General features: G+C 71.7%; 21 protein-coding genes. 11 read left to right on the top strand and 10 right to left on the bottom strand.

Annotation, left to right across the window (positions count from 1 at the left end; genetic code table 11):
• The first annotated feature begins 202 nt into the window (after positions 1-202).
• Positions 203-2,482 carry a transglycosylase domain-containing protein gene (locus PV350_RS14795; RefSeq protein ID WP_500334201.1) on the top strand — a complete coding sequence of 760 codons (2,280 nt, stop codon included), beginning with the start codon at positions 203-205 and terminating at the stop codon, positions 2,480-2,482.
• A gap of 140 nt (positions 2,483-2,622) precedes the next feature.
• Positions 2,623-4,170 carry a glycosyltransferase family 87 protein gene (locus PV350_RS14790; protein WP_499512907.1) on the top strand — a complete coding sequence of 516 codons (1,548 nt, stop codon included), beginning with the start codon at positions 2,623-2,625 and terminating at the stop codon, positions 4,168-4,170.
• A 22-nt stretch (positions 4,171-4,192) separates the two neighbouring features.
• Here PV350_RS14790 and PV350_RS14785 read toward each other — a convergent pair whose 3' ends face one another.
• The 3 genes from PV350_RS14785 to PV350_RS14775 all read right to left on the bottom strand — a co-directional run bounded on the left by PV350_RS14785 (position 4,193) and on the right by PV350_RS14775 (position 6,876).
• Positions 4,193-5,224, bottom strand: coding sequence for an alanine racemase (locus PV350_RS14785; RefSeq protein ID WP_500334198.1), 1,032 nt, complete (start codon positions 5,222-5,224; stop codon positions 4,193-4,195).
• A gap of 51 nt (positions 5,225-5,275) precedes the next feature.
• Entirely contained in the window at positions 5,276-6,397 is a 1,122-nt protein-coding gene (locus PV350_RS14780) for a lipid II:glycine glycyltransferase FemX (RefSeq protein ID WP_499512909.1), read from the bottom strand.
• 143 nt (positions 6,398-6,540) lie between these two features.
• Positions 6,541-6,876 carry a hypothetical protein gene (locus tag PV350_RS14775; protein WP_499512910.1) on the bottom strand — a complete coding sequence of 112 codons (336 nt, stop codon included), beginning with the start codon at positions 6,874-6,876 and terminating at the stop codon, positions 6,541-6,543.
• Positions 6,877-7,167: 291 nt separating this feature from the next.
• On the opposite strand from PV350_RS14775, the gene rpsF reads away from it, so the two are divergent.
• From rpsF to rplI, 4 genes are all read left to right on the top strand, one after another.
• Positions 7,168-7,458, top strand: a complete 291-nt coding sequence (rpsF, locus tag PV350_RS14770) for a 30S ribosomal protein S6 (protein WP_361791024.1) — start codon at positions 7,168-7,170, stop codon at positions 7,456-7,458.
• Positions 7,459-7,519: 61 nt separating this feature from the next.
• On the top strand, positions 7,520-8,110 hold the full coding sequence (locus PV350_RS14765) for a single-stranded DNA-binding protein (protein ID WP_499512911.1): 591 nt from the start codon (positions 7,520-7,522) through the stop codon (positions 8,108-8,110).
• A gap of 44 nt (positions 8,111-8,154) precedes the next feature.
• Entirely contained in the window at positions 8,155-8,391 is a 237-nt protein-coding gene (gene rpsR, locus PV350_RS14760) for a 30S ribosomal protein S18 (protein WP_026250812.1), read from the top strand.
• 17 nt (positions 8,392-8,408) lie between these two features.
• Complete coding sequence (gene rplI / locus PV350_RS14755) at positions 8,409-8,858, top strand: 50S ribosomal protein L9 (protein WP_089225418.1); 450 nt, start codon at positions 8,409-8,411, stop codon at positions 8,856-8,858.
• A gap of 116 nt (positions 8,859-8,974) precedes the next feature.
• Here rplI and PV350_RS14750 read toward each other — a convergent pair whose 3' ends face one another.
• Positions 8,975-10,318, bottom strand: a complete 1,344-nt coding sequence (locus tag PV350_RS14750; protein WP_500334196.1) for an MATE family efflux transporter — start codon at positions 10,316-10,318, stop codon at positions 8,975-8,977.
• Positions 10,319-10,755: 437 nt separating this feature from the next.
• On the opposite strand from PV350_RS14750, the gene dnaB reads away from it, so the two are divergent.
• Positions 10,756-12,225 carry a replicative DNA helicase gene (gene dnaB / locus PV350_RS14745; RefSeq protein WP_500334194.1) on the top strand — a complete coding sequence of 490 codons (1,470 nt, stop codon included), beginning with the start codon at positions 10,756-10,758 and terminating at the stop codon, positions 12,223-12,225.
• A gap of 53 nt (positions 12,226-12,278) precedes the next feature.
• Here the strand turns inward: dnaB and PV350_RS14740 are convergent, their stop codons facing one another.
• Positions 12,279-13,145: a GNAT family N-acetyltransferase gene (locus tag PV350_RS14740; RefSeq protein WP_499512914.1), complete on the bottom strand. Its 867-nt coding sequence runs from the start codon at positions 13,143-13,145 to the stop codon at positions 12,279-12,281.
• A gap of 84 nt (positions 13,146-13,229) precedes the next feature.
• Between PV350_RS14740 and PV350_RS14735 the strand changes: the two genes are divergently transcribed.
• The 4 genes from PV350_RS14735 to PV350_RS14720 all read left to right on the top strand — a co-directional run bounded on the left by PV350_RS14735 (position 13,230) and on the right by PV350_RS14720 (position 17,184).
• On the top strand, positions 13,230-14,183 hold the full coding sequence (locus PV350_RS14735; protein WP_500334192.1) for a LysR family transcriptional regulator: 954 nt from the start codon (positions 13,230-13,232) through the stop codon (positions 14,181-14,183).
• Positions 14,144-14,776, top strand: a complete 633-nt coding sequence (locus PV350_RS14730) for an HAD family hydrolase (protein WP_499512916.1) — start codon at positions 14,144-14,146, stop codon at positions 14,774-14,776. The genes PV350_RS14735 and PV350_RS14730 overlap by 40 nt, the downstream gene beginning before the upstream one ends.
• Before the next feature lie 255 nt (positions 14,777-15,031).
• The gene (locus PV350_RS14725; RefSeq protein WP_499512917.1) at positions 15,032-16,471 is read left to right on the top strand and encodes a globin domain-containing protein; all 1,440 of its coding nucleotides are present in this window, start codon (positions 15,032-15,034) and stop codon (positions 16,469-16,471) included.
• A 53-nt stretch (positions 16,472-16,524) separates the two neighbouring features.
• On the top strand, positions 16,525-17,184 hold the full coding sequence (locus PV350_RS14720) for a pyridoxamine 5'-phosphate oxidase family protein (RefSeq protein ID WP_499512918.1): 660 nt from the start codon (positions 16,525-16,527) through the stop codon (positions 17,182-17,184).
• 42 nt (positions 17,185-17,226) lie between these two features.
• On the opposite strand, the gene PV350_RS14715 is transcribed toward PV350_RS14720, so the two are convergent.
• The 5 genes from PV350_RS14715 to PV350_RS14695 all read right to left on the bottom strand — a co-directional run bounded on the left by PV350_RS14715 (position 17,227) and on the right by PV350_RS14695 (position 21,604).
• Positions 17,227-17,754, bottom strand: coding sequence for an NUDIX domain-containing protein (locus tag PV350_RS14715; protein WP_499512919.1), 528 nt, complete (start codon positions 17,752-17,754; stop codon positions 17,227-17,229).
• Between the two features lie 103 nt (positions 17,755-17,857).
• Positions 17,858-18,754 carry a LysR family transcriptional regulator gene (locus tag PV350_RS14710; protein ID WP_499512920.1) on the bottom strand — a complete coding sequence of 299 codons (897 nt, stop codon included), beginning with the start codon at positions 18,752-18,754 and terminating at the stop codon, positions 17,858-17,860.
• 226 nt (positions 18,755-18,980) lie between these two features.
• Positions 18,981-20,117: a cystathionine gamma-lyase gene (locus tag PV350_RS14705; protein ID WP_499512921.1), complete on the bottom strand. Its 1,137-nt coding sequence runs from the start codon at positions 20,115-20,117 to the stop codon at positions 18,981-18,983.
• 81 nt (positions 20,118-20,198) lie between these two features.
• Entirely contained in the window at positions 20,199-21,086 is an 888-nt protein-coding gene (locus tag PV350_RS14700; RefSeq protein WP_499512922.1) for a fructosamine kinase family protein, read from the bottom strand.
• Positions 21,083-21,604 (bottom strand): low molecular weight protein-tyrosine-phosphatase, encoded by a 522-nt coding sequence (locus tag PV350_RS14695; protein WP_499512923.1) that lies wholly within the window; start codon positions 21,602-21,604, stop codon positions 21,083-21,085. The genes PV350_RS14700 and PV350_RS14695 overlap by 4 nt, the downstream gene beginning before the upstream one ends.
• Positions 21,605-21,621: the final 17 nt, after the last annotated feature.

Below are 21,621 nucleotides of genomic sequence, written 5' to 3'. Positions count from 1 at the left end.
CGCGGGTACGGGGGGCCGGTCCCGCGGGGCCGAGCCGCCGTACCAGGGGCGGGCAGCCGCGCGCCGTGCCGCCCAGGCCACGCAGAAGGGCGGCCGCCGCCGTGGCGCCACGGACGCGCAGGGCGGCCGCGGTGGGGGCCAGCCCCCGAAGAAGCGCATCATCGATTACCCCCGTTGGGGGAAGGACGGATGGCGCCGCTGGATGCCGTCCTGGAAGCTCGCCTCAGGGCTGTGCCTGTTCTTCTTCGGCAGCCTGGTCGCGGTCGCGGGCGTGGGCTACGCGATGGTGGGCATCCCCAACGAGAACGACGCCGCCAAGTCGCAGAACAACGTCTTCTACTGGGCCAACGGCAGCCGCATGGTGGCGACCGGCACGGGTGCCAACCGGCAGAACGTGACGCTCTCCGACATCCCCAAGGCCATGCAGAACGCGGTGATCTCCGCGGAGAACAAGAGCTTCTACGAAGACTCGGGCGTGGACCCCATGGGCGTCGGCCGGGCCCTGTTCAACATGGCGAAGGGCGGTGACGCGCAGGGCGGTTCGACGATCACCCAGCAGTACGTCAAGAACACCTACCTGAGCCAGGACCAGACGGTCAGCCGCAAGTTCAAGGAGCTCTTCATCTCCATAAAGGTGGGGACGAAGCTCGAGAAGCCCGACATCCTGCAGGGCTACCTGAACACCTCGTACTACGGGCGGAGCGCCTACGGCATCCAGGCGGCCGCGCAGACGTACTACGGCCGTGACGCCGACAAGCTCACCCCGAGCCAGTGCGCATTCCTCGCCGCGCTGCTCAAGGGCCCGACGTACTACGACCCGGCCGGTGCCACGAACATCGACAGCACCGCGACGGCGAAGGCGAACCGGGCCCGCTCCGAGGAACGCTGGAAGTGGATCCTCGGCGAGATGTACAAGGACGGCAAGCTCAACAAGGACGAGTACACCGAGGCCGTCAGCAAGTACCCGATGCCGCAGGGCCTCAAGGCGACCGCCGGCATGAGCGGTCAGATCAGCTACCTGGTCGACATCGCCAAGAGCTACGTGCTGAGTCACTCGGACATCAGCCAGAGCCAGCTGGACAAGGGCGGTTACGAGATCCACACGACCTTCGACAAGAAGAAGGTCGAGTCGCTCAAGAAGGCCGTCGACAAGGTCCGCACGGACAACATCAACCCGAAGAAGCGCGACGCCGACAAGTACGTCCAGTTCGGCGCGGCGTCGGTGGTACCGGGTGACGGCAAGATCGTCGCCATCTACGGCGGCGAGGGCTACGAGCACGGCCAGTTCAACAACAACGCCAACACCACGGGTGTCCCCGTCGGCTCCACCTGGAAGCCGTTCGTCCTGGCCGCGGCGATGCAGTACGGCACCAACCAGACCAACGGCGTCGGGCTGTCGCCGCAGAGCAAGTACAACGGCAACGACCTGCTCAAGATCAAGGACCATGAAGGCAACTACGTCCTGAAGAAGGACGGCAGCGTCTTCAAGCAGAAGAACGAGAGCGGATACCCCTGGGGCTACATCACGCTGCGCAAGGCGATGGAGCAGTCCATCAACACCCCCTTCGTGCAGCTCGGCGAGGACGTCGGACTGCCCAAGGTGGCCGAGATGGCGAAGAACGCGGGTGTGCTGGACTCGAGCTTCGAGTCCCTGAACGCCTCGTTCTCGATCGGTACGTCCAAGCCGTCCGCCATCCGCATGGCCGACGCCTACGCGACGTTCGCCTCGTCGGGCACGCAGGCCGAGCCCTACTCCGTCACCAAGGTGGTCGCGGGCGGCAAGGTCCTGCCGGGCTTCGGCAAGCCGAAGATCAAGCGGGACGCGATCGACAGCAACGTCGCCGACAACGTCACCGACGTGCTGCAGAACGTGGTCAAGAACGGCACCGGTCAGAAGGCCCTGGCGGTCGGCCGCACGGTGGCGGGCAAGACGGGTACCACGGACAGCGAGAAGGGAACCAGGTCCGCCTGGTTCGTCGGGTACACCAAGCAGCTGTCGACCTCGGTGGTCCTGTTCCGGGAGAACCCCAAGAAGCCCGGTCTGATCGGCATGGCGGGCACCGCGGGGAAGGACTCCGCGCACGGTGGTGAGATGCCGGCGGAGGTCTGGGCGAGGTACATGTCCGAGGCGCTCACGGGGAAGGACGAAGGCTTCCCGGACCCCGGGAAGATCGGTGAGGTCAAGGACCAGGCCGGCGCCCCGTCGGCGAGCCCCTCGGTCTCGGCCAGCCCGACCGAGTCGGCGACCACGAAGCCGACCCCGACCATCTCGCAGCCGCAGACCACGCCGACCCCGACCGACTCCGGTGCCTGCAAGCCCTGGGAGTGGGGTTGCCAGGACGGCGGTGGTGGCAATGACGGTGGAGCCACGGACGGCGGCACGGGCGGGACACCGTCGTCGACCCCGTCGTCCAGTACCACCGGCAGGGGCAACGGAGGCAACGGCAACAACGGCGGGCTCCTAGGAGGCAATGGCGGTTGACCGCCCCGCGTTGCGTGGAGCAGTGACCCGCGGCCGCGGAGGGCAGCACGCCCTCCGCGGCCGCGGGCGTTCCCGCCGGGAGGAGGGCCGCGTGGGGATCCGACGCTCCGCGCGTGGCGATGTAGGGCAGGATGTGGCCCATGACGATCGTGCGCGAAGACCCCCACCACGAGGCCTCGGAGGCCGAGGCGGTCGTGCCCCCGACCCGCGAGGACCCGGTCGCCGTGGCCGGGAGCGAGGTCATCGGCGGCCCGCTCGGCCGCTTCGCGGCCGTGGGGCGGCGGGGCTGGTGGAACCCCCTGCGCGTGGTCGTGCTGGTCGCGATCGGGATGTTCGCGCTGGGCATGGTGCAGAAGCTGCCGTGCTACGACAGCGGCTGGTTCTACGGGGCGAACGCCCAGTACAGCCACGCCTGCTACTCCGACATCCCGCACCTGTACTACGGCCGGGGCTTCGCCGACGACCTCGTCCCGTACTTCGACCGCATCCCGGACACGGTCTCCGGCGGCATGGGTTACCTGGAGTACCCGGTCCTGACGGGGCTGTTCATGGAGGTCGCCTCCTGGCTCACCCCGCACGGCGGCACGATCCAGCACCGGGAGCAGATCTACTGGTTGGTCAACGCCGGGATGCTGCTGGTCTGCACCGCCGTCATCGCGGTCTGCGTCGCCCGGACCAACCGGCGCCGCCCGTGGGACGCGCTGCTGCTCGCGCTGGCGCCCGCGTTCGCGCTGACCGCGACCATCAACTGGGACCTCTTCGCGGTCGCCCTCGCGGCCGCCGGGATGATGCTGTGGTCGCGCAACCGGCCGCTGGCCGCGGGCATCCTGATCGGGCTGGCGACGGCCGCCAAGCTCTACCCGGTGCTGCTGCTGGGGCCGTTGTTCCTGCTGTGCCTGCGGGCCGGGAAGCTGAAGGCCTGGGGCGCGGCGGTGGGCGGTGCCGCGGTGGCCTGGTTCGTGGTGAACGTTCCCGTGATGCTGCTCGCCTGGGACGGCTGGGCGAAGTTCTACACCTTCAGCCATGAGCGGGGCATCGACTACGGCTCGGTCTGGCTGATCATCTCCCAGCAGACCGGCAAGTCCATCGACGGCGCGAACTCCTACGCCATCGCGCTCATGCTGCTGTTCTGCGCCGGCATGGCGGGGCTGACCCTCTACGCCCCGCGGCGCCCGCGCTTCGCGCAGCTTGCCTTCCTCGTCGTGGCCGCCTTCATCCTGACCAACAAGGTCTACTCGCCGCAGTACGTGTTGTGGCTGGTGCCCCTCGCGGCGCTCGCGCGGCCGCGCTGGCGGGACTTCCTGATCTGGCAGGCGGCCGAGGTCATGTACTTCCTCGGGATCTGGTCGTACCTGGCGTACACGACGGGCGGCAACAGCAAGGGCCTGCCCCAGGACGGCTACCACCTGGCCATCGCGGCGCACCTGATCGGGACGCTGTACCTGTGCGTGGTCGTCGTCCGCGACATCGTCTTCCCCGAGCGCGACGCAGTCCGCCAGGACGGCTCGGACGACCCCTCGGGGGGCGTGCTGGACGGGGCGGAGGACGCGTTCGTGCTGGGGCGGTCCCCGCACCGGCCGCGGCACGCGGCGCCGCTGCAGGGCGGGCCCGAGGACGGGCACGGCTACGGCGAGGCGCGCCCGGTGCAGTGGGGCGTGGACCCGGCGCCGCCGGCCCCGCCCCACTGAGCGGAGGGGACGCCAGGGGCGTTCAGCGGTCGACGACGCGGTCGAACGTGGTCGTCGTGTGCCGCAGGTGCGCCACCAGCTCGTCCCCGACCGCCGGGGGCGCCACGTCGCCCGGCAGGAAGAGGATCGACACCTGCATGTGCGGGGGCTCGGCGAACCAGCGCTGCTTGCCGGCCCACACGAAGGGCGACAGGTTGCGGTTGATGGTGGCCAGACCGGCCCTCGCGACGCCCTTGGCGCGCGGCATGACGCCGTGCATGGCCTTGGGGGCCTCCAGGCCCACCCCGTGCGACGTACCGCCCGCCACGACGACCAGGTGGCCGTCCTCAGAGGCCTTGTTCTGGCGGTAGCCGAAGCGCTCGCCCTTGGCGATGCGGGTGACGTCCAGGACGGCGCCCCGGTACTCGGTGGCCTCGTGGTCGCCGAGCCACAGCCGGGTGCCGATCCGGGCGCGGAAGCGGGTCTGCGGGAACTGGTTGCGCAGCTGGGTCAGCTCGACGGCCTTCAGGTGGCTGACGAACATGGTGTGCAGCGGCAGCCGGGCCGCGCGCAGCCGCTCCATCCAGCGGAAGACCTCCTCCACCGCGTCGGAGCCGTCGGTGCGGTCCAGCGGCAGGTGGATGGCGAAGCCCTCCAGGCGGACGTCGTCTATGGCCGAGTGCAGCTTGACCAGGTCGTCCTCGCTGACGCCGTGGCGCCGCATGCTGCTCATGACCTCGATGACCACCCGGGCGCCGACCAGGCCGCGCACGCCCTCCACGGAGGACACGGAGCGGATGGCACGGTCCGGCAGGGGCACCGGCTCCTCGCCCAGCCGGTACGGGGTCAGCACCAGCAGGTCGCCCCCGAACCAGTCCTTGATCCGTGCGGCCTCGTACGTCGTGCCCACGGCGAGGACGTCCGAGCCGAGCCGGATCGCCTCCTCGGCCAGGCGCTCGTGGCCGAAGCCGTACCCGTTGCCCTTGCAGACGGGGACCAGCCCGGGGAACTGCTCCGCCACGGACTGCTGGTGCGCACGCCAGCGCGCGGTGTCGACGTACAGGGTGAGCGCCATGGCCGGAACGAGGACCTTTCTGCGGTGTCTGCGGTCGGTCGGGCAGGTGGGTCAGCGGCGGGACATGTAGATGTCGAGCGCCTTGTGCAGGAGCTTGTTGAGCGGGAAGTCCCACTCGCCCAAGTATTCGGCAGCCTGCCCGCCGGTGCCCACCTTGAACTGGATGAGACCGAAGAGGTGGTCGCTCTCGTCGAGCGAGTCGCTGATGCCGCGCAGGTCGTACACGCTCGCGCCGAGCGCGTAGGCGTCCCGCAGCATCCGCCACTGCATGGCGTTGCTCGGCCGGACCTCGCGCTTGTGGTTGGCCGAGGCCCCGTACGAGTACCAGACGTGCCGGCCGACGACGAGCATCGTCGCGGCGGCGACCGCCTCGCCCTCGTGCTGGGCGAAGTACAGCCGCATGCGGTTGGGGTCCTCGGAGTTGAGGACCTGCCACATGCGCTGGAAGTAGGACAGGGGCCGCGGGCGGAAGTGGTCGCGCTCGGCGGTCACCTCGTACAGCTGCTGCCACACGGGGAGGTCGTCGTAGCCGCCCTGGACGACCTCGACGCCGGCCTTCTCGGCCTTCTTGATGTTGCGCCGCCACAGCTGGTTGAAGCCCTTCTGGACGTCGTCCAGGCTGCGGTTCTCCAGCGGGACCTGGAAGACGTAGCGGGGCTGCACGTCGCCGAAGCCGGCGCCGCCGTCCTCGCCCTGCTGCCAGCCCATGCGGCGCAGCCGGTCGGCCACCTCGAAGGCGCGGGGCTCGATGAAGGTGGCCTCGACGTCGCGCAGGCGCTTGACGTCCGGGTCGGCGATGCCGGACTTGATGGCGGCCGCGTCCCAGCGGCGGATGACGACCGGCGGGCCCATCTTCACGGAGAACGCGCCCTGCTGCTTCAGGTGGGCCAGCATCGGGCGCAGCCACTCCTCCAGGTTGGGCGCGTACCAGTTGATCACCGGGCCCTCGGGGAGGTAGGCGAGGTAGCGCTTCACCTTGGGCAGTTGCCGGTAGAGCACCAGGCCGGCGCCGACCAGCTCACCGGTCTTGTCGTCGAACCAGCCGAGGTTCTCCGAGCGCCACTCCGTCTTGACGTCCGCCCAGGCGGGAACCTGGCAGTGGCTTGCCGAGGGCAGGCTCTGGATGTACGCCAGGTGCTGTTCCCGACTGATGGTCCTCAGGGTCAAGCTCATGCGGGGCGCTCCCCATCGCTGCGGCTACGGCATTGCTGACTGCACTACTGCGCCGAAGCCTACTGCGAACGGCGAACGCCCCCACGAGGGCTGTGGACAACTCGGTCCGCGGCTTCGCCCGGCGGGGGCCGGGAAACGGGGGGCTAGGACACCACCCCGCCGAAGAGGCCGCCGTGGGCCATGCCGATGTAGAAGCCGACCGCGGCCAGCCCCATGCCGATGATGAAGAAGAAGCGCTCGGCCGTGGTGGCGGAGCGGTACTGCCCGACGGCGCCCACGAGGATGCCGACCAGGCCGGCCCAGGAGCTGAGCAGGTGCAGCCCGCTCCAGAACGCCGCGATGGAGGAGATCAGGCCGAGCACGACGGTCGCGACGGCCAGGGTGTTCTCCACCGGGTGGGGTCGGCCGTCCGAGTTGAGGGTGCTGAGGATCCGCTGGTAGAGACGGCTGCCGGTGGTGGGTCGCACTGCCTGTGCCATAGGGCACCTCCGTGATGGAGAGGTGGCGCATCGTAGCGCCGGACACACCCGATGTGTACAGATTGCGGGCTTCCGGGGCCGGATTTCAACCGGAAGCCACGAGGCGGGTAGTGTGTACCGTCTGCACCGGTGTCTGTGCAGGTCCACACGACGGTCCCGAAGGGCCTTCGGGGAGTGATCCCCGGAACGCCGCGGGCGTTGTCGGTGGGCCGCGATACCGTTGCGACGCGATGCAAACCCTCCTGCCACGGAAACGCCGTGGCCGCTGAGTCCAAAGGAGGTGGGTTCCACATGCGTCACTACGAGGTGATGGTGATCCTCGACCCCGATCTCGAGGAGCGTGCTGTCTCCCCGCTGATCGAGAACTTCCTCGGCGTCGTCCGCAATGGCGGCGGCAAGGTCGAGAAGGTCGACACCTGGGGCCGTCGTCGTCTTTCGTACGAGATCAAGAAGAAGCCCGAGGGCATCTACTCGGTCATCGACCTCAACGCCACTCCTGAGGTCGTCAAGGAGCTCGACCGTCAGATGAACCTGAACGAGTCGGTCCTCCGGACCAAGGTCCTCCGTCCCGAGACCCACTGAGCCTGACGGCTCAGGCAGTCGGGAAACCGAGAAGCCAAGCAAAGCCGAGAGGTCACTCACCATGGCAGGCGAGACCGTCATCACGGTCGTCGGCAATCTCGTCGACGACCCCGAGCTGCGCTTCACCCCGTCCGGTGCGGCGGTCGCGAAGTTCCGTGTCGCGTCCACTCCCCGCACCTTCGACCGGCAGACCAACGAGTGGAAGGACGGCGAGAGCCTCTTCCTCACGTGCTCGGTCTGGCGGCAGGCGGCGGAGAACGTGGCCGAGTCGCTCCAGAAGGGCATGCGCGTCATCGTGCAGGGCCGTCTGAAGCAGCGCTCGTACGACGACCGCGAGGGCGTCAAGCGGACGGTCTACGAGCTGGACGTCGACGAGGTCGGCGCCAGCCTGCGCAGCGCGACCGCCAAGATCACCCGGGCCAGCGGCGGCGGCGGTGCCTCCCGCGGCGGCCAGGGCGGTTACGGCGGCGGTGGCCAGGGCGGCCAAGGCGGCGGCTGGGGCGGTGGCCCCGGTGGCGGCCAGGGCGGTGCGCCCGACGCCGACCCGTGGGCGACCGGTGCTCCGGCCGGTGGCGGCCAGGGCGGCGGTGGCGGCGGCTGGGGCGGTGGCTCCGGCGGCGGCGGCGGTTTCTCGGACGAGCCGCCCTTCTAAGGGCGGCGGCGTACCAAACTTCTTGATCACACTGGAGAGAGACAATGGCGAAGCCGCCTGCTCGCAAGCCTAAGAAGAAGGTTTGCGTGTTCTGCAAGGACAAGATCACCTACGTCGACTACAAGGACACGAACCTGCTGCGGAAGTTCATCTCCGACCGCGGCAAGATCCGTGCCCGCCGGGTCACCGGCAACTGCACCCAGCACCAGCGCGACGTCGCCACGGCCGTGAAGAACAGCCGTGAGATGGCGCTGCTGCCCTACACCTCGACCGCTCGCTAAGGAAGGGTGACCGAGCAATGGCGAAGATCATCCTCACCAACGAGGTCAGCGGCCTCGGTGCCGCCGGCGATGTCGTCGAGGTCAAGAGCGGCTACGCCCGCAACTACCTGATCCCGCGCGGCTTCGCGATCGCGTGGACCAAGGGTGGCGAGAAGGACGTCGAGCAGATCCGCCGCGCGCGCCGGATCCGTGAGATCGCGACCGTCGAGCAGGCCAACTCCTTCAAGGCGCAGCTCGAGGGCGTCAAGGTCAAGCTGTCGACCCGCGCGGGCGACGCCGGCCGGCTGTTCGGTTCGGTGACCCCGGCCGACATCGCCGCCGCCGTCAAGGCCGCGGGCGGTCCGGACGTGGACAAGCGCCGGATCGAGATCGGTTCCCCGATCAAGACGCTGGGCTCGCACAAGGTGTCGGTGCGTCTGCACCCCGAGGTCGAGGCCGCTCTCGACGTCGAGGTCGTCGCTTCCTGACCCTCGCGCACCGCGTGAACGCCGGGCCCGGAACCGCGAGGTTCCGGGCCCGGCGCCGTTCCACGTACGGGAGCCGTGCGGAAGGCGTGCGGGAGGCGTACGGCAGGGCCCGCGGGTCAGGCGCGTACGGCGCCGGTGACGGCCCACTTCCCCGAGCGGGCGCGCCAGTGGAGGCCGGCCAGCCGGGTGAGCATCATCAGCCCCATCGCCCACCACAGGGCGGTGAGTCCCCCGCCCAGGGCCGGTACGGCCAGCGCCACCGGGGCGAAGACGGCGAGGGTGACGACCGTGGACCAGGCCAGATAGGTGCCGTCGCCGGCGCCGATGAGGACCCCGTCCAGCACGAAGACCACGCCGCAGACCGGCTGGGAGAGCGCCGCCACCAGCAGGACGGCCGTCAACTGGGAGCGCACGGCCGGGTCCGGGGTGAACAGCGGGGCGATCAGCGGCCGGGAGACGGCCAGGAGCAGGCCGATCACCACGCCGGAGGCGATGCCCCACTGCACCATGCGGCGGCACGCGGCCCGGGCCCCGGCCACGTCGTCGGCACCGAGGTAGCGGCCGATGATGGCCTGACCCGCGATGGCGATGGAGTCCAGGGCGAAGGCCGCCAGCGACCAGAGGGTGGTGGTGATCTGGTGGGCGGCGACGGAGGCGTCCCCGAGCCGGGCCGCGACCACGGTGGCGAGCAGCAGGACGGCCCGCAGGCTCAGGGTGCGGATCAGCAGGGGCGTCCCGGCCTGGGCGCAGGCGCGGATGCCGGCGAGGTCGGGCCGGAGCGAGGCGCCGTGCCGGCGGGCGCCGCGGACCACGACGACGAGGTAGACGGCCGCCATCGCGTTCTGGGCGATGACGGTGCCCCAGGCGGAGCCGGCGATGCCGAAGCCGGCGCCGTACACCAGCACCACGTTGAGCACGGCGTTCACGGCGAAGCCGCCGACGGCGACGTAGAGCGGGGTACGGGTGTCCTGCAGCCCGCGCAGCACACCGGTGGCCGCGAGGACGACGAGCATCGCGGGGATGCCGAGGGCGCTGATCCGCAGGTAGGTGACGGCGTACGGCGCCGCGGTGCCCGAGGCGCCGAACAGGTCGGCGAGGGCGGGCGCCGCGGGGACGGCGACGGCGACCGCGGCGGCGCTGATGAGGAGGGCGAGCCAGATGCCGTCCATGCCCTGGCGGATCGCCGCGGGCAGGTCGCCCGCGCCGACCCGGCGGGCGACGGCGGCGGTGGTGGCGTAGGCGAGGAAGACGAAGACGCCGACGAGGGTGGTCAGCAGGGCGCCCGCGACACCGAGCCCGGCGAGCTGCGACGTGCCGAGGTGGCCCACGATCGCGCTGTCGGCCATGAGGAAGAGCGGTTCGGCGACCAGCGCGCCGAAGGCGGGCAGCGCGAGGCCTATGATCTCGCGGTCGTGGCGGCGTACGGCCTGCTGGGGGGAGTGTTCGGCGACCTGGGGCACCCGGCAAGGGTAATCATCCACATGTAAGGGATGCAAGGCAATGCAGCCTCTTACTTCCGGCTGCGCAGGGTGATCTCCTCCGTGCCGTTTGTCGTGATCTTGGGCCGAGCGGGCAAGTTTTTCTTGTCCACAGTGGGTGGATGAAGAAAGCGCAGGTCAGCCGCGTGATCATTGGGTGATTGTGTGCTTGTCCACCGCGCTGTCCCCCGCCCTGTACACAGCTGGAGCGGGCTTCTCCACAGGTAGGGGCGGTTCTTCAACAGGTCATCCCCAGCCCCTGTGGATAACCGTCTTGGCTGTGGACCCCGCGGACCCCTACCGTGGGGCGTCGCCCGACGTGCCACAGGTGTGTCCGGGCGGCTGATTGTCAGAGCCGTGGCGTAGGAAATGGAACACGACGCAGCGGTCCGCGTCGGACGGGAGGAGGTGGCAGGGGGGTGAGCCAGCCCGAACCCGCGGACGACCATTGGGGGAGCGAGCCGCCGTTCCCGCCGGACGGTCCCGGCGACCGCCTGCCCGTCTCCCGCTTCCGCCGGAGGGACGAGCGGGACCGCGACCGTGACGACGACCGCGGAGCGGCGGGCTTTGAACGCGTACCCCCGCAGGACCTGGACGCCGAGATGTCGGTGCTCGGCGGCATGCTGCTGTCCAAGGACGCCATCGCCGACGTCGTCGAGGTGCTGAAGGGCGCCGACTTCTACCGGCCCGCCCACGAGACCATCTACGCCGCGATCCTCGACCTCTACGCCCGCGGTGAGCCCGCCGACCCCATCACCGTCGCCGCCGAGCTGACCAAGCGCGGTGAGCTCGTGCGCGTGGGCGGGGCCCCCTACCTGCACAGCCTCGTCAACGCGGTGCCCACCGCCGCCAACGCCGAGTACTACGCGGAGATCGTGCACGAGCGCGCGGTCCTGCGCCGGCTCGTCGAGGCGGGCACGCGCATCACGCAGATGGGGTACGCCGCCGACGGCGACGTCGACGAGATCGTCAACTCCGCGCAGGCCGAGATCTACGCCGTCACCGAGCAGCGCACCAGCGAGGACTACCTCCCGCTCTCCGAGATCATGGAGGGCGCCCTCGACGAGATCGAGGCCATCGGCTCGCGCAGCGGCCAGATGTCCGGGGTGCCCACCGGCTTCGCCGACCTGGACTCCCTCACCAACGGCCTGCACCCGGGCCAGATGATCGTCATCGCCGCCCGTCCCGCGATGGGCAAGTCCACGCTCGCGCTGGACTTCGCCCGTGCCTGCTCGGTCACCAACGGCATGCCCAGCGTCTTCTTCTCCCTCGAAATGGGCCGCAACGAGATCGCGATGCGCCTGCTGTCCGCCGAGGCCCGGGTCGCCCTGCACCACATGCGCTCCGGCAACATGACCGACGACGACTGGACGCGGCTGGCCCGCCGCATGCCCGACGTCTCCGCGGCGCCCCTCTACATCGACGACTCGCCGAACCTGTCGATGATGGAGATCCGGGCCAAGTGCCGCCGGCTCAAGCAGCGCAACGACCTCCGCCTGGTCGTCATCGACTACCTCCAGCTGATGCAGGCGGGCGGTTCGCGCCGGCCCGAGAGCCGTCAGCAGGAGGTCTCCGACATGTCCCGTAACCTCAAGCTCCTGGCCAAGGAGCTCGAGGTGCCGGTCATCGCGCTCTCCCAGCTGAACCGTGGCCCCGAACAGCGCACGGACAAGAAGCCCATGGTCAGCGACCTGCGTGAATCTGGCTCCATCGAGCAGGACGCGGACATGGTGATCCTGCTGCACCGCGAGGACGCCTACGAGAAGGAGTCCCCGCGCGCGGGCGAGGCCGACCTGATCGTCGCCAAGCACCGCAACGGCCCCACGGCCACCATCACCGTGGCCTTCCAGGGCCACTACTCGCGCTTCGTGGACATGGCCCAGACCTGAGCCACCCGGGGGCGGCGATCCGCCGTGCGACCTTCGCGCGGCAGGACGGCGGTTCAGCCCAGGGCCACCATCAGCGGTGTGTGGCGGCGGTGTTCGTCGCCGGGCAGGTCACGGTCACCGAGCACCATGAGGGTGTTGGGGAAGACGGGGGTCACGCCGTGTTCCGCGGCCCAGCCGTCGAGACCGCCGGGGGTGCCGGTGCGCAGGTCGAGGCGGACGGGTGTGCCCGCGTCGCGGGTGATCGCGTCGATCAGCCCCTTGGCCCCGGCCGCGCTCCCGGCCACGACGGGCCCCACGACCAGGGTGTCCGCGTTGAGCCAGGCCGAGGCGTAACCGGTCAGGACACCGTCCTCCTCGGTGACCAGGAGGCGTTCGGCGAACCGCGGCAGGTCGCGCAGGAGCGGTGAGCGGTCCGCGCCGAACACCTCGGCGTCGAGGACGAGCAGGGCCGGCAGGTCGGCATCGGTGAAGGGCCGCGGCCGCGCGGCGGCGGGACCGTCGGCCCCGGCGGGTACCGACGGGGCGAAGCGGCCGCGGTGCGTGACGACGGTGCCGACCGCCCGGAAGCCGAGCTTCTCGTAGAGGGGGCGGCCGCGGTCGGTGGCGTGCAGGGTGACGGTGTCGTCGCCCGCCTCGGCCAGGACGTGGGTCATGATGCGCCGCCCGAGGCCCTGCCCCTCGTACCGGGCCGCGACCAGGACCATGCTGACCGCAGCCAGGCCGCCCGCGTAGCGCGTCAGGACGGTGGTGGCGGCCAGGCCGTCGCCGTCGGGGGCGTCGATGCCGTAACCGGTGCCGTGGGTGAGCAGGAAGCGCCACTTGTGCTCCTCGGCGCCCCAGTCGCGGCTGACGGCCAGCGCGCTGCAGGCGGGGAGGTCGGCGGGGGTGAGGCGGCGCACGGGGGCCGTGGGGGATGTCATGCGGGCAGCGTGCCGTGGCGGCGGCGTGCGGCACCCATAGTTTTCCCCTATGGGCATCGGCCGGAGCCTGGCTATCCTCCGGGGGTGACGCTGACCTTGCCCGGCCTGCGGGCGTTCGTGGCGGTGGCGCGTACGGGCTCGTTCTCGGCGGCCGCGCGGCAACTCGACGTACGGCAGCCCACGGTGAGCGAGTCGGTGCGCCGGCTGGAGGCCGCCGCGGGGCGGCCGCTGCTGGTGCGGAACCGCGAACGGGCCGAACTGACCGACCTGGGACGGCGGATCCTGGCCCACGCGGTGGCGGCGGTCGACGCCGCGGACGAACTCGAGGGGCTGCTGGACGGGGCGTCCCGGCCGTTCACCGTGGGCTTCCTGGGGGAGGCGGCGGTCGGCCGCACCCGGGAGCTGCTGGACCTGGTCCAGGCCCGCGCCCCGGGCGACGTGCGGCTGCGGCGCTACGACTTCGACGACCCCTCCTGCGGGCTGCTGGACGGGCACTCCGACCTGGCCATCGTGTGGCCCCCGTTGGACGCACCGGGACTGGGGATGGTGACCGTCTCCAGCGACCGGCGCTGCGTGGCGCTGCCCGCGACGGACCCGCTGGCCCGCAGGAGCGAGGTAGCGCCCGCCGAACTGGGCGGCAGGACCTGGGTGGTGCCGCGGACCGGGGACGCGGCCTACGCCGGCTTCCGCCATCCGTCGGCCGTGGGCGTGGTCCACGTGGCCGGGACGGTGCCGTCGGGGTCGCTGGAGGAGACGCTCGAACTCGTGGCGGCGGGGCGGGGTTGCGCACTGGCGAGCACGGCGACCGACGAGCACTACGCGCGGTCGAACGTGGTGATCGTGCCGCTGGCCGGGGACGTGCGCTGCACGGTCGCGCTGGCCTGGCGGGCGGCGGACCGCAGGCCCGCGGTCCGCGGGGCGGCGGAGGACGCCGCCCGGCTGTTCGGAGGGACGCCGCCGGGGACCGGCCGGGCGGCGGGTGACGAGGGAGGGACCGCGTGGGACGGCTGCACATCTTCGACATGGACGGGACGCTGATGCACGGCTCCTCGGCGAGCATGGAACTCGCCCGGGAGCTGGGGCTGGTGGCGGAGTTCCGCGAGCTGGAGCACGCGCTCGGGCGGGGTCTGCTGGATTCGCCGGGCTACGCGGAGCGGGCGTACGAGCTGTGGCGGGCGCTCACCCCGGCGCAGGTGGCGACGGCGTTCGAGGGCGCCCCGTGGCTGGCCGGGATACGGGAGGTGTGGGCGGACATCGCCGCCCGCGGGGAGCACTGCGCGGTGGTGTCGCTCTCCCCGGACTTCTTCGTGCGCCGGCTGCTGGAGTGGGGGGCGCACGAGGTGCGGGCGTCGGTCTTCCCGGAGTTCCCGTTCGGCCCGGCGGCGGGACTGGACGTGGCGGGGATCCTGCTGCCGGAGACGAAGGTGACGGCGGCGGACGAGCTGTGCGCCCGCTACGGGGTCAGCCGCGCGGAGTGCGTGGCCTACGGGGACTCGTTGTCGGACACGGCGCTCTTCGCGGCGGTGCCGGTGTCGGTCGCGGTCAACGGGGACCACCACGTGAGCGGGCTGGCCAGCCATGCGTACACCGGGCGTGATTTGCGTGAAGCGTATGCGCTGGTCGTGGGCTGAATACGTGACGGTGGAACTGTGGTGATCGTCACGGGAATTGAGTGACGGTTGTGAAAGCAGTGACTCGGGGTAGGGTCGTCAGGGTTCCGCGGCAGCGGGGCTTCACATTCGGCTGAGCTTAACGGGATCGGTAACCGCGTTTCCCGTACTTCCGGCTATTTGTCCGGGCGGCGTGAAGTCCTGGCAGGCTTTCCGCGCAGGATGTGTGGCCGATGTACGGACACCGACCGGGAGAAGCTCGAGGCGAAGCTGACCATGGACGCTCTGACCACGAACGCGGCCGAACCGGGAAAGGGAGCCGGGGCTGGGTCCTCCGGATGGTTCACGCCGCACACACCCCCTGACGGGCCGAGACCCCACCACGAGGGCGGGGGCGGCGGCGAGCCGAGCCGCCCGGTACGGCCCATAAGGCCGGTGGGCACGGGAGCCGGGCGGAACACCGGCCCCGGCCCGGCGCTGCCCCGGCCCGGCCCCCCGCAGGACGCGCCGGGGCCGCGGCACCACCCGGAGCCGCCGGACCGGCAGCCCCCGCCCCGGGCCGAGGCCCGGCCGCGGTCGCGGCAACCGAGCGCGGACGCACTGCTCATCCGGCGGACGATGGAGGAGGTCGCGCCCGTAGCCGACAAGACGACGTCGTATTTCTATGCACTTTTGTTCATACGGCATCCGGAGTTGCGCGAACTCTTTCCGGCCGCGATGGACGCGCAGCGCGACCGATTGTTGAAAGCGCTCCTCACCGCCGCGGAACACATGGACGACGCCGAGATACTCACCGAATACCTGTCCCACCTGGGCCGCGGCCACCGGAAATACGGCACCCGGCCCGAGCACTATCCGGCCGTGGGGGAATGCCTGATCGGGGCGCTGACCCGGTACGCCTCGGCGGTCTGGAACGACGAGGTCGAGGCGGCCTGGGTGCGCGCCTACACGGCGATCTCCCAGATCATGATCGACGCGGCGGCGGCCGACGAGAAGCACGCGCCGCCCTGGTGGCAGGCGGAGATCGTCAGCCACGAACCGCGCACCTCCGACATCGCGGTGCTCAGCGTCCGCCCCGACCAGCCCTACCCCTTCCTCGCGGGCCAGTACACGACCCTGGAGACGCCCTGGTGGCCGCGGGTCTGGCGGCACTACTCCTTCGCCAGCGCCCCCCGCCCGGACGGCCTGCTGGTCTTCCACGTGAAGGCCGTGCCGGCCGGCTGGGTCAGCGGGGCGCTGGTCCACCGGGCCCGGCCCGGCGACGTGCTGCGGCTCGGTCCTCCGGGCGGCTCCATGGTCGTGGACCACAGCACCGACAACGGACTGCTCTGCCTGGGCGGCGGCACCGGCATCGCCCCCATCAAGGCCCTGGTCGAGGACGTCGCCGAGCACGGCCGCCGCCGTGCCATGGACGTCTTCTACGGCGCCCGCAGCGACCACGACCTGTACGACCTGGACACCTTGGTGGGGCTCGCCCGGCGCCACCCCTGGCTCTCGGTGCGCCCCGTGGTCTCCCACGGCCGCGGCGAAGTGGGGCTGCACGGCCCGCTCCCCGAGATCGTGCGGCAGTACGGCCCCTGGCCCGAGTACGACGCGTACCTCAGCGGGCCGCCCGGGATGATCCGCAGCGGCGTCGACACCCTCGTGCGCAGCGGCATGCCCTCCCAGCGCATCCGGCACGACCTGATCGAGGAACTGGTCGCGGCCGGCGACTGAATCCGCTCCGCCCGCGCCCCCGGGCCCCACCACCCCCCCCACGAGGAGAAACGTTGCCGCAGGAACGTCCCGGAAGTGCGGGAGAGCACCGCGTCCAGGAGGAGATGGGCACGGCCGACCGCGCGGACCGCTTCTACACCGAACAGGTGCTGGACCACCTCAACCCGCTGATGCGGGAGTTCACCGAGCGGCAGGAGATGTTCTTCCTGTCCACGGCGGACGCCCGGGGGGAGTGCGACAGCACCTTCAGGGCAGGTCCGCCCGGCTTCCTGACCGTGCTGGACGAGCGGACCCTGGTCTACCCCGAGTACCGGGGGAACGGCGTGATGGCCTCGCTGGGCAACCTGCGCGAGAACCCGCACGTGGGCATCCTGATGCTCGACTTCACCCGGGACCGGATCGGACTGCACGTCAACGGCCGCGCGCGGGTGGTCCCGGACGGCGCGATGCGCGCCCTGCACCCCTGGCTCCCGGTGGACCCGGTGCCCGGCCGCAGGCCTCAGCTGTGGGTACGGGTGAGCGTCGTGGAGGCGTACGTCCACTGCTCGAAGCACATCCCGCGGATGGCGAAGGTGCCCCTGCAGGGCGGCCGGGCCTGGGGCACCGACGACGTGCGGCGCAAGGGCGGCGACCACTTCCGGGCGGCCGCAGACGCCGCGCGCTCCGCCGCCGCGCGGCCCGGCGGCGCGGGCCCGGGCTGGTTCGGCGTCTGAGGCCGCCCCGCTCGGCCCGCTGCCGGCCGGGCCGCCCCGAGGTCAGCCGAGGTCGGCCGAGAGCAGTCCCAGCACCCCTTCGATGTTGCCGTCCAGGTAGTGCCGCAGGGTCAGCGGGACGATCTCCACGGAGGCGAGCCCGACCCGGCTGAAGGGCACGCGGACCACGTCGTACGTCCCCGAGGGCTCGTCCACCTCGGGGCCGTGCCGCCGCGAGGGGTCCATGGAGGCCAGCCGGCACACGAAGAAGTGCTGCACCTTCACGCCGTGCGAGCCGTCCTCGCCGATGTGCTCGACGGTGTCGACGAAGGCCGGGACGACATCGGTGACCTTGGCGCCGAGTTCCTCGTCCAGCTCTCTGTGGAGCGCCTCGACGATGGTGGCGTCCTCGCCTTCGACCCCGCCGCCGGGGGTGACCCAGTACGGGTGGAGCCCGGGCTTGGTGCGCTTGATGAGCACGAGGGAGTCGCCGTCGAGCAGGATGGCACGGGCGGTGCGCTTGACCACCGGCCGGGTGGCCGGGGCGGTCGGTGCACCGGGTGTGGCAGGTGCTTCGATGTCCGGGGGCATGCCTGAGATCTGCCGCGGCGCGGGAGGCGGCAAACGCCTCCGGGACGGCGAATCGGAACGCCGCGTTCTCGCGGAGGTCACCTGCCGTACGCCGGGCGCGCGGTCACCAGGCCGCGGAGGAGCGCATCAGCTGCTCGTGCACCCGCGCGATGTGCGGCAGCGCGAGCGTCCCGGCGCGCACCGAGACGAAGTACGTGCGCAGGGGTGGCACCGGCGGCTCCAGGAGCGCCTTGGCGGCGCCCGCCGTGATGGCCTCGCAGCACAGGTAGCGCGGCAGGACGGCCATGCCGACCCCGGCGACCACGCACTCCAGGACCGCCCTCAGGTCGGGCACGACCACGGCGGGGACGATGGCAGGGGTGGTGTCGAAGACCGCCGACCAGTAGTGGTCGATCAACGGCATGCCCTCGTCGTAGGAGATCACGGGGATGTCGTCGAGGACCTGTGCCCCGTGGGTTCGCACCGCGAGCGGGCCGCCGATCCGCTCCTGCCAGACGGGCGCGGCCACGAGTATCTGCTCCTCGTCCCACAGGGCGCTGGCGGTCAGCAGCCGGTCGCGCGGCCGGAGGGTGCCGATGGACAGGTCGTGGTGGCCCGCGGCGAGGCCGGCCAGGGCCTCGTCCTCGCCGGCCAGTGCGATCCGCAGCTGCAGGCCCTCGGCGACCAGCGGGGCGAGGGCGGGGAGGGCGCGCAGGGAGGTGAAGGTGGGCGGCCCGGCGAGGTGCAGGGTGCGGTTGCCGGACTCCTCGTCGAGGTCCGCCTCGGTTATCTCCAGGAGGGCGTCGAGGTGCGGGGCCACCCGGTGGGCCAGGTCGTCCCCGACGGGGGTCGGGGCGACGCCGCGCGGCAGGCGCAGGAACAGGGGGCGGCCCACCTGCCGCTCCAGGCTGCGGATCTGACTGGTGACCGCGGGCTGCGACAGTCCCAGCAGCTGGGCGGCCCTGGTGAAGGAGCCGGCCCGGTGCACGGTGACGAACGTGCGCAGCAGAGCCAGATCCATGGAACCGCTCCCTCCCAGCCACCGGTACGACCCCAACATATAAATATATCGATAGGTCTGTATCGCAACTGTGATTGGACACTGACGCAGAGTCAACTAGCCTTGTTCGAGCGGATCTCCGCGCGTAAAGCCAGGGTGGTCCGAGCCACGAGGGGGGAGGCTCGGGCCACCCATTCTGCGTAGGTCCCTCTACGTAGATATATCTGTTTGAGATGAACGAACGGGGTCAGCGCGCGGCGGCGTCCAGGGCCTGCGTCACATCCCGCAGGATGTCGGCCGCGTCCTCCACCCCCACCGAGAAGCGGACGAAGCCCTCGGGGACCGCGTCGCCGCCCCAGCGCGCCCTGCGTTCCGCGGTGCTGGTCACGCTCCCGAAGCTGGTGGCCTCGGTCGTCAGCAGCAGCTCGGACAGGAAGCGCTCGGCGTGCTCCTTGTCGGGCAGCGTGAAGGACACGACGCTGCCGAACCGGGTCATCTGCGCGGTCGCGACGGCGTGCGCCGGGTCGTCCACCAGACCCGGGTGACGGACATCGGTCACCTCGGGGCGCCGGCGCAGCGCGGCGGCGAGCTCCAGGGCGTTGGCGGCCTGCTTGTCCACCCGCAGCGCGAGCGTGGACAGCGAACGGTGGGCCAGCCAGGCCTCCATGGGACCGGGGATCGCGCCGACCGTCTTGCGCCACATCCGCACCCCGGCGGCGAGCTCGGGCCGACGGGTGGTCACGTAGCCCAGCAGCAGGTCGCCGTGGCCGGACAGCGCCTTGGTGCCGCTCGCCACCGAGAAGTCCGCGCCCAGGTCGAGCGGACGCTGGCCGAGCGGGGTGGCGAGGGTGTTGTCGACCGCCACGAGCGCGCCCGCGGCGTGCGCGGCGTCGGCCAGCCGGCGGATGTCGCACACGTCGAGGCCCGGGTTGGAGGGCGTCTCGATCCACAGCAGCCGGGCGCCCTCCAGCACCTTCAGCTGGGCGTCGCCCGCGGTGGGCGCCAGGCGGACCGAGACCCCGTAGTCCTCCAGGCGGCCCTGGAGGGTGCGCGTCGCCTGGTAGCAGTCGGAGGGCAGCACCACCGTGTCGCCGGAACGCACCTGGGAGAAGAGCACGGAGGAGATGGCGCCCATGCCCGAGGCGAAGGCCAGCGTCTGCGCGGGGACGTCCGGGGACTCCAGGGCGGAGATCGCCTCCTCCAGCCGGGTCCAGGTGGGGTTCTCGTCACGGCCGTAGGTGTACGGGCCGGTGACGTCGCCCGGCAGGTGGAAGTGCGCGGCGAACACCGGGCCGGGCAGCGCCGGCTCGTGGGGCCGGGCCGGCGGGCGGCCCGCGTGCACACTGCGGGTGCTGTCCCCGGGTCTGCTCTCGTACTCCGTCATCGCCCTCTCCTCGCTCTCCCCGTCTTCGCGAACGTACAGGCGGAAGATACCGGTGTACGGGCCAACGAACACGGCCGTCCGCTAGGCGGACGCGAGGGCCTCACGGGCGGCCCGGCCCGCGGCGGCCCCGTAGCCCGCCCCGAACAGGACGGCGTGCACCAGCAGGGGGTGCAACTGGTGCAGCGGCACCCGTTCCCGGCGGCCCGGCAGCGGCCGGACCTCCTCGTACGCGGCGAGCACCCGCTCCAGGTGCGGGCAGCCGAACAGCTCCAGCATCGCCAGGTCGGCCTCGGGGTGCCCGCCCTGCGCCGCCGGGTCGACGACGCGGGCGCGGCCGTCGGCGGCGTACAGGACGTTGCCGGACCACAGGTCGCCGTGGATCACCGCGGGCGGCTGCGGGGGGCCGCCGATCCGCGGCAGCAGCTCGCAGACCCGCTCGACCGCGCGGACGTCGGCCGGTGTCACGGCGCCGTCGTCGGCGGCCTGCCGCAGGAAGGGCAGCAGCCGCCGGCCGGCGTGGAAGGAGGGCCAGTCCCCGGGGGAGCCGGACGCCTGCCCGGAGCCGGGCGACGGCAGGGGGAGCGAACCGATGTAGGCGGGGTGTGCCGTCCCGTACCCCGGGGCGGGGACCCGGTGGAGGGCGGCGAGTTCACGGCCCAGGCGCTCGGCGGCGGCAGGGGTGGCCGGGCCGGGCTCGACCCACTCCAGGACGAGCGTGCGCTCGTCGGCGGCGAGCACCTCCGGTACGGCGACCGTGCCGGTCCCGCCCAGCAGCCGCAGGCCCGCGGCCTCGGCGGCGAAGAAGCCCGGCGGCGCGTCTGCGAGGGACTTGGCGAAGACCGTGCCGCCCGAGCGGCGCCGCAGCCGTACCGCCCGGCAGATCGAGCCGCCGCCCACCGGGCCGAGCTCGGTCACCGGCTCGCCCAGCAGGGCGGCGACCCGGTCCGCGAGTCCGGCCGGACGGGTCACGGCGTGGGTGCGGGCTCGCCGAGGGCGTCGCGTACGGCCTCCAGCAGGCCGTCGGCGGCGGCCTCGCACATCCCCAGGCACTCCTCGAAGCCGCCGATGTCCCCGTAGTAGGGGTCGGGCACGTCCAGGTCGCGGCCGTCCGCGCCGGGGTCGTAGGAGCGCAGCAGCCGCACCTTGGCGGCGTCCTCCGCGGTCGGCGCCAGCCGGCGCAGGTCCCGCAGGTGGCCGGAGTCGAGGGCGATCACCAGGTCGAGCCCGGCGAACCACTCGGGCTGGAACTGGCGCGCGATGTGCTCGTGCCCGTACCCGGCCGCGCGGAGCACGGCCACGGTGCGGTGGTCGGCGCCGTCGCCCTCGTGCCAGGAGCCGGTCCCCGCGCTGTCCACGACGACCAGGGCGCCGAGTCCGGCCTCCTCGACACGGGCGCGGAAGACGGACTCGGCCATCGGCGAACGGCAGATGTTGCCGGTGCACACGAAGCACACCCGCAGCGGGGTGCGGGAGGACGGAGCGCTCATGGGCTCCATGATGCAGC

It is taken from the genome of Streptomyces sp. PA03-6a, assembly GCF_033792765.1.
GTDB lineage: Bacteria > Actinomycetota > Actinomycetes > Streptomycetales > Streptomycetaceae > Actinacidiphila.
Note: the sequence above shows the minus strand (reverse complement) of the source record. Positions and strands in the feature narration are given on the sequence as shown.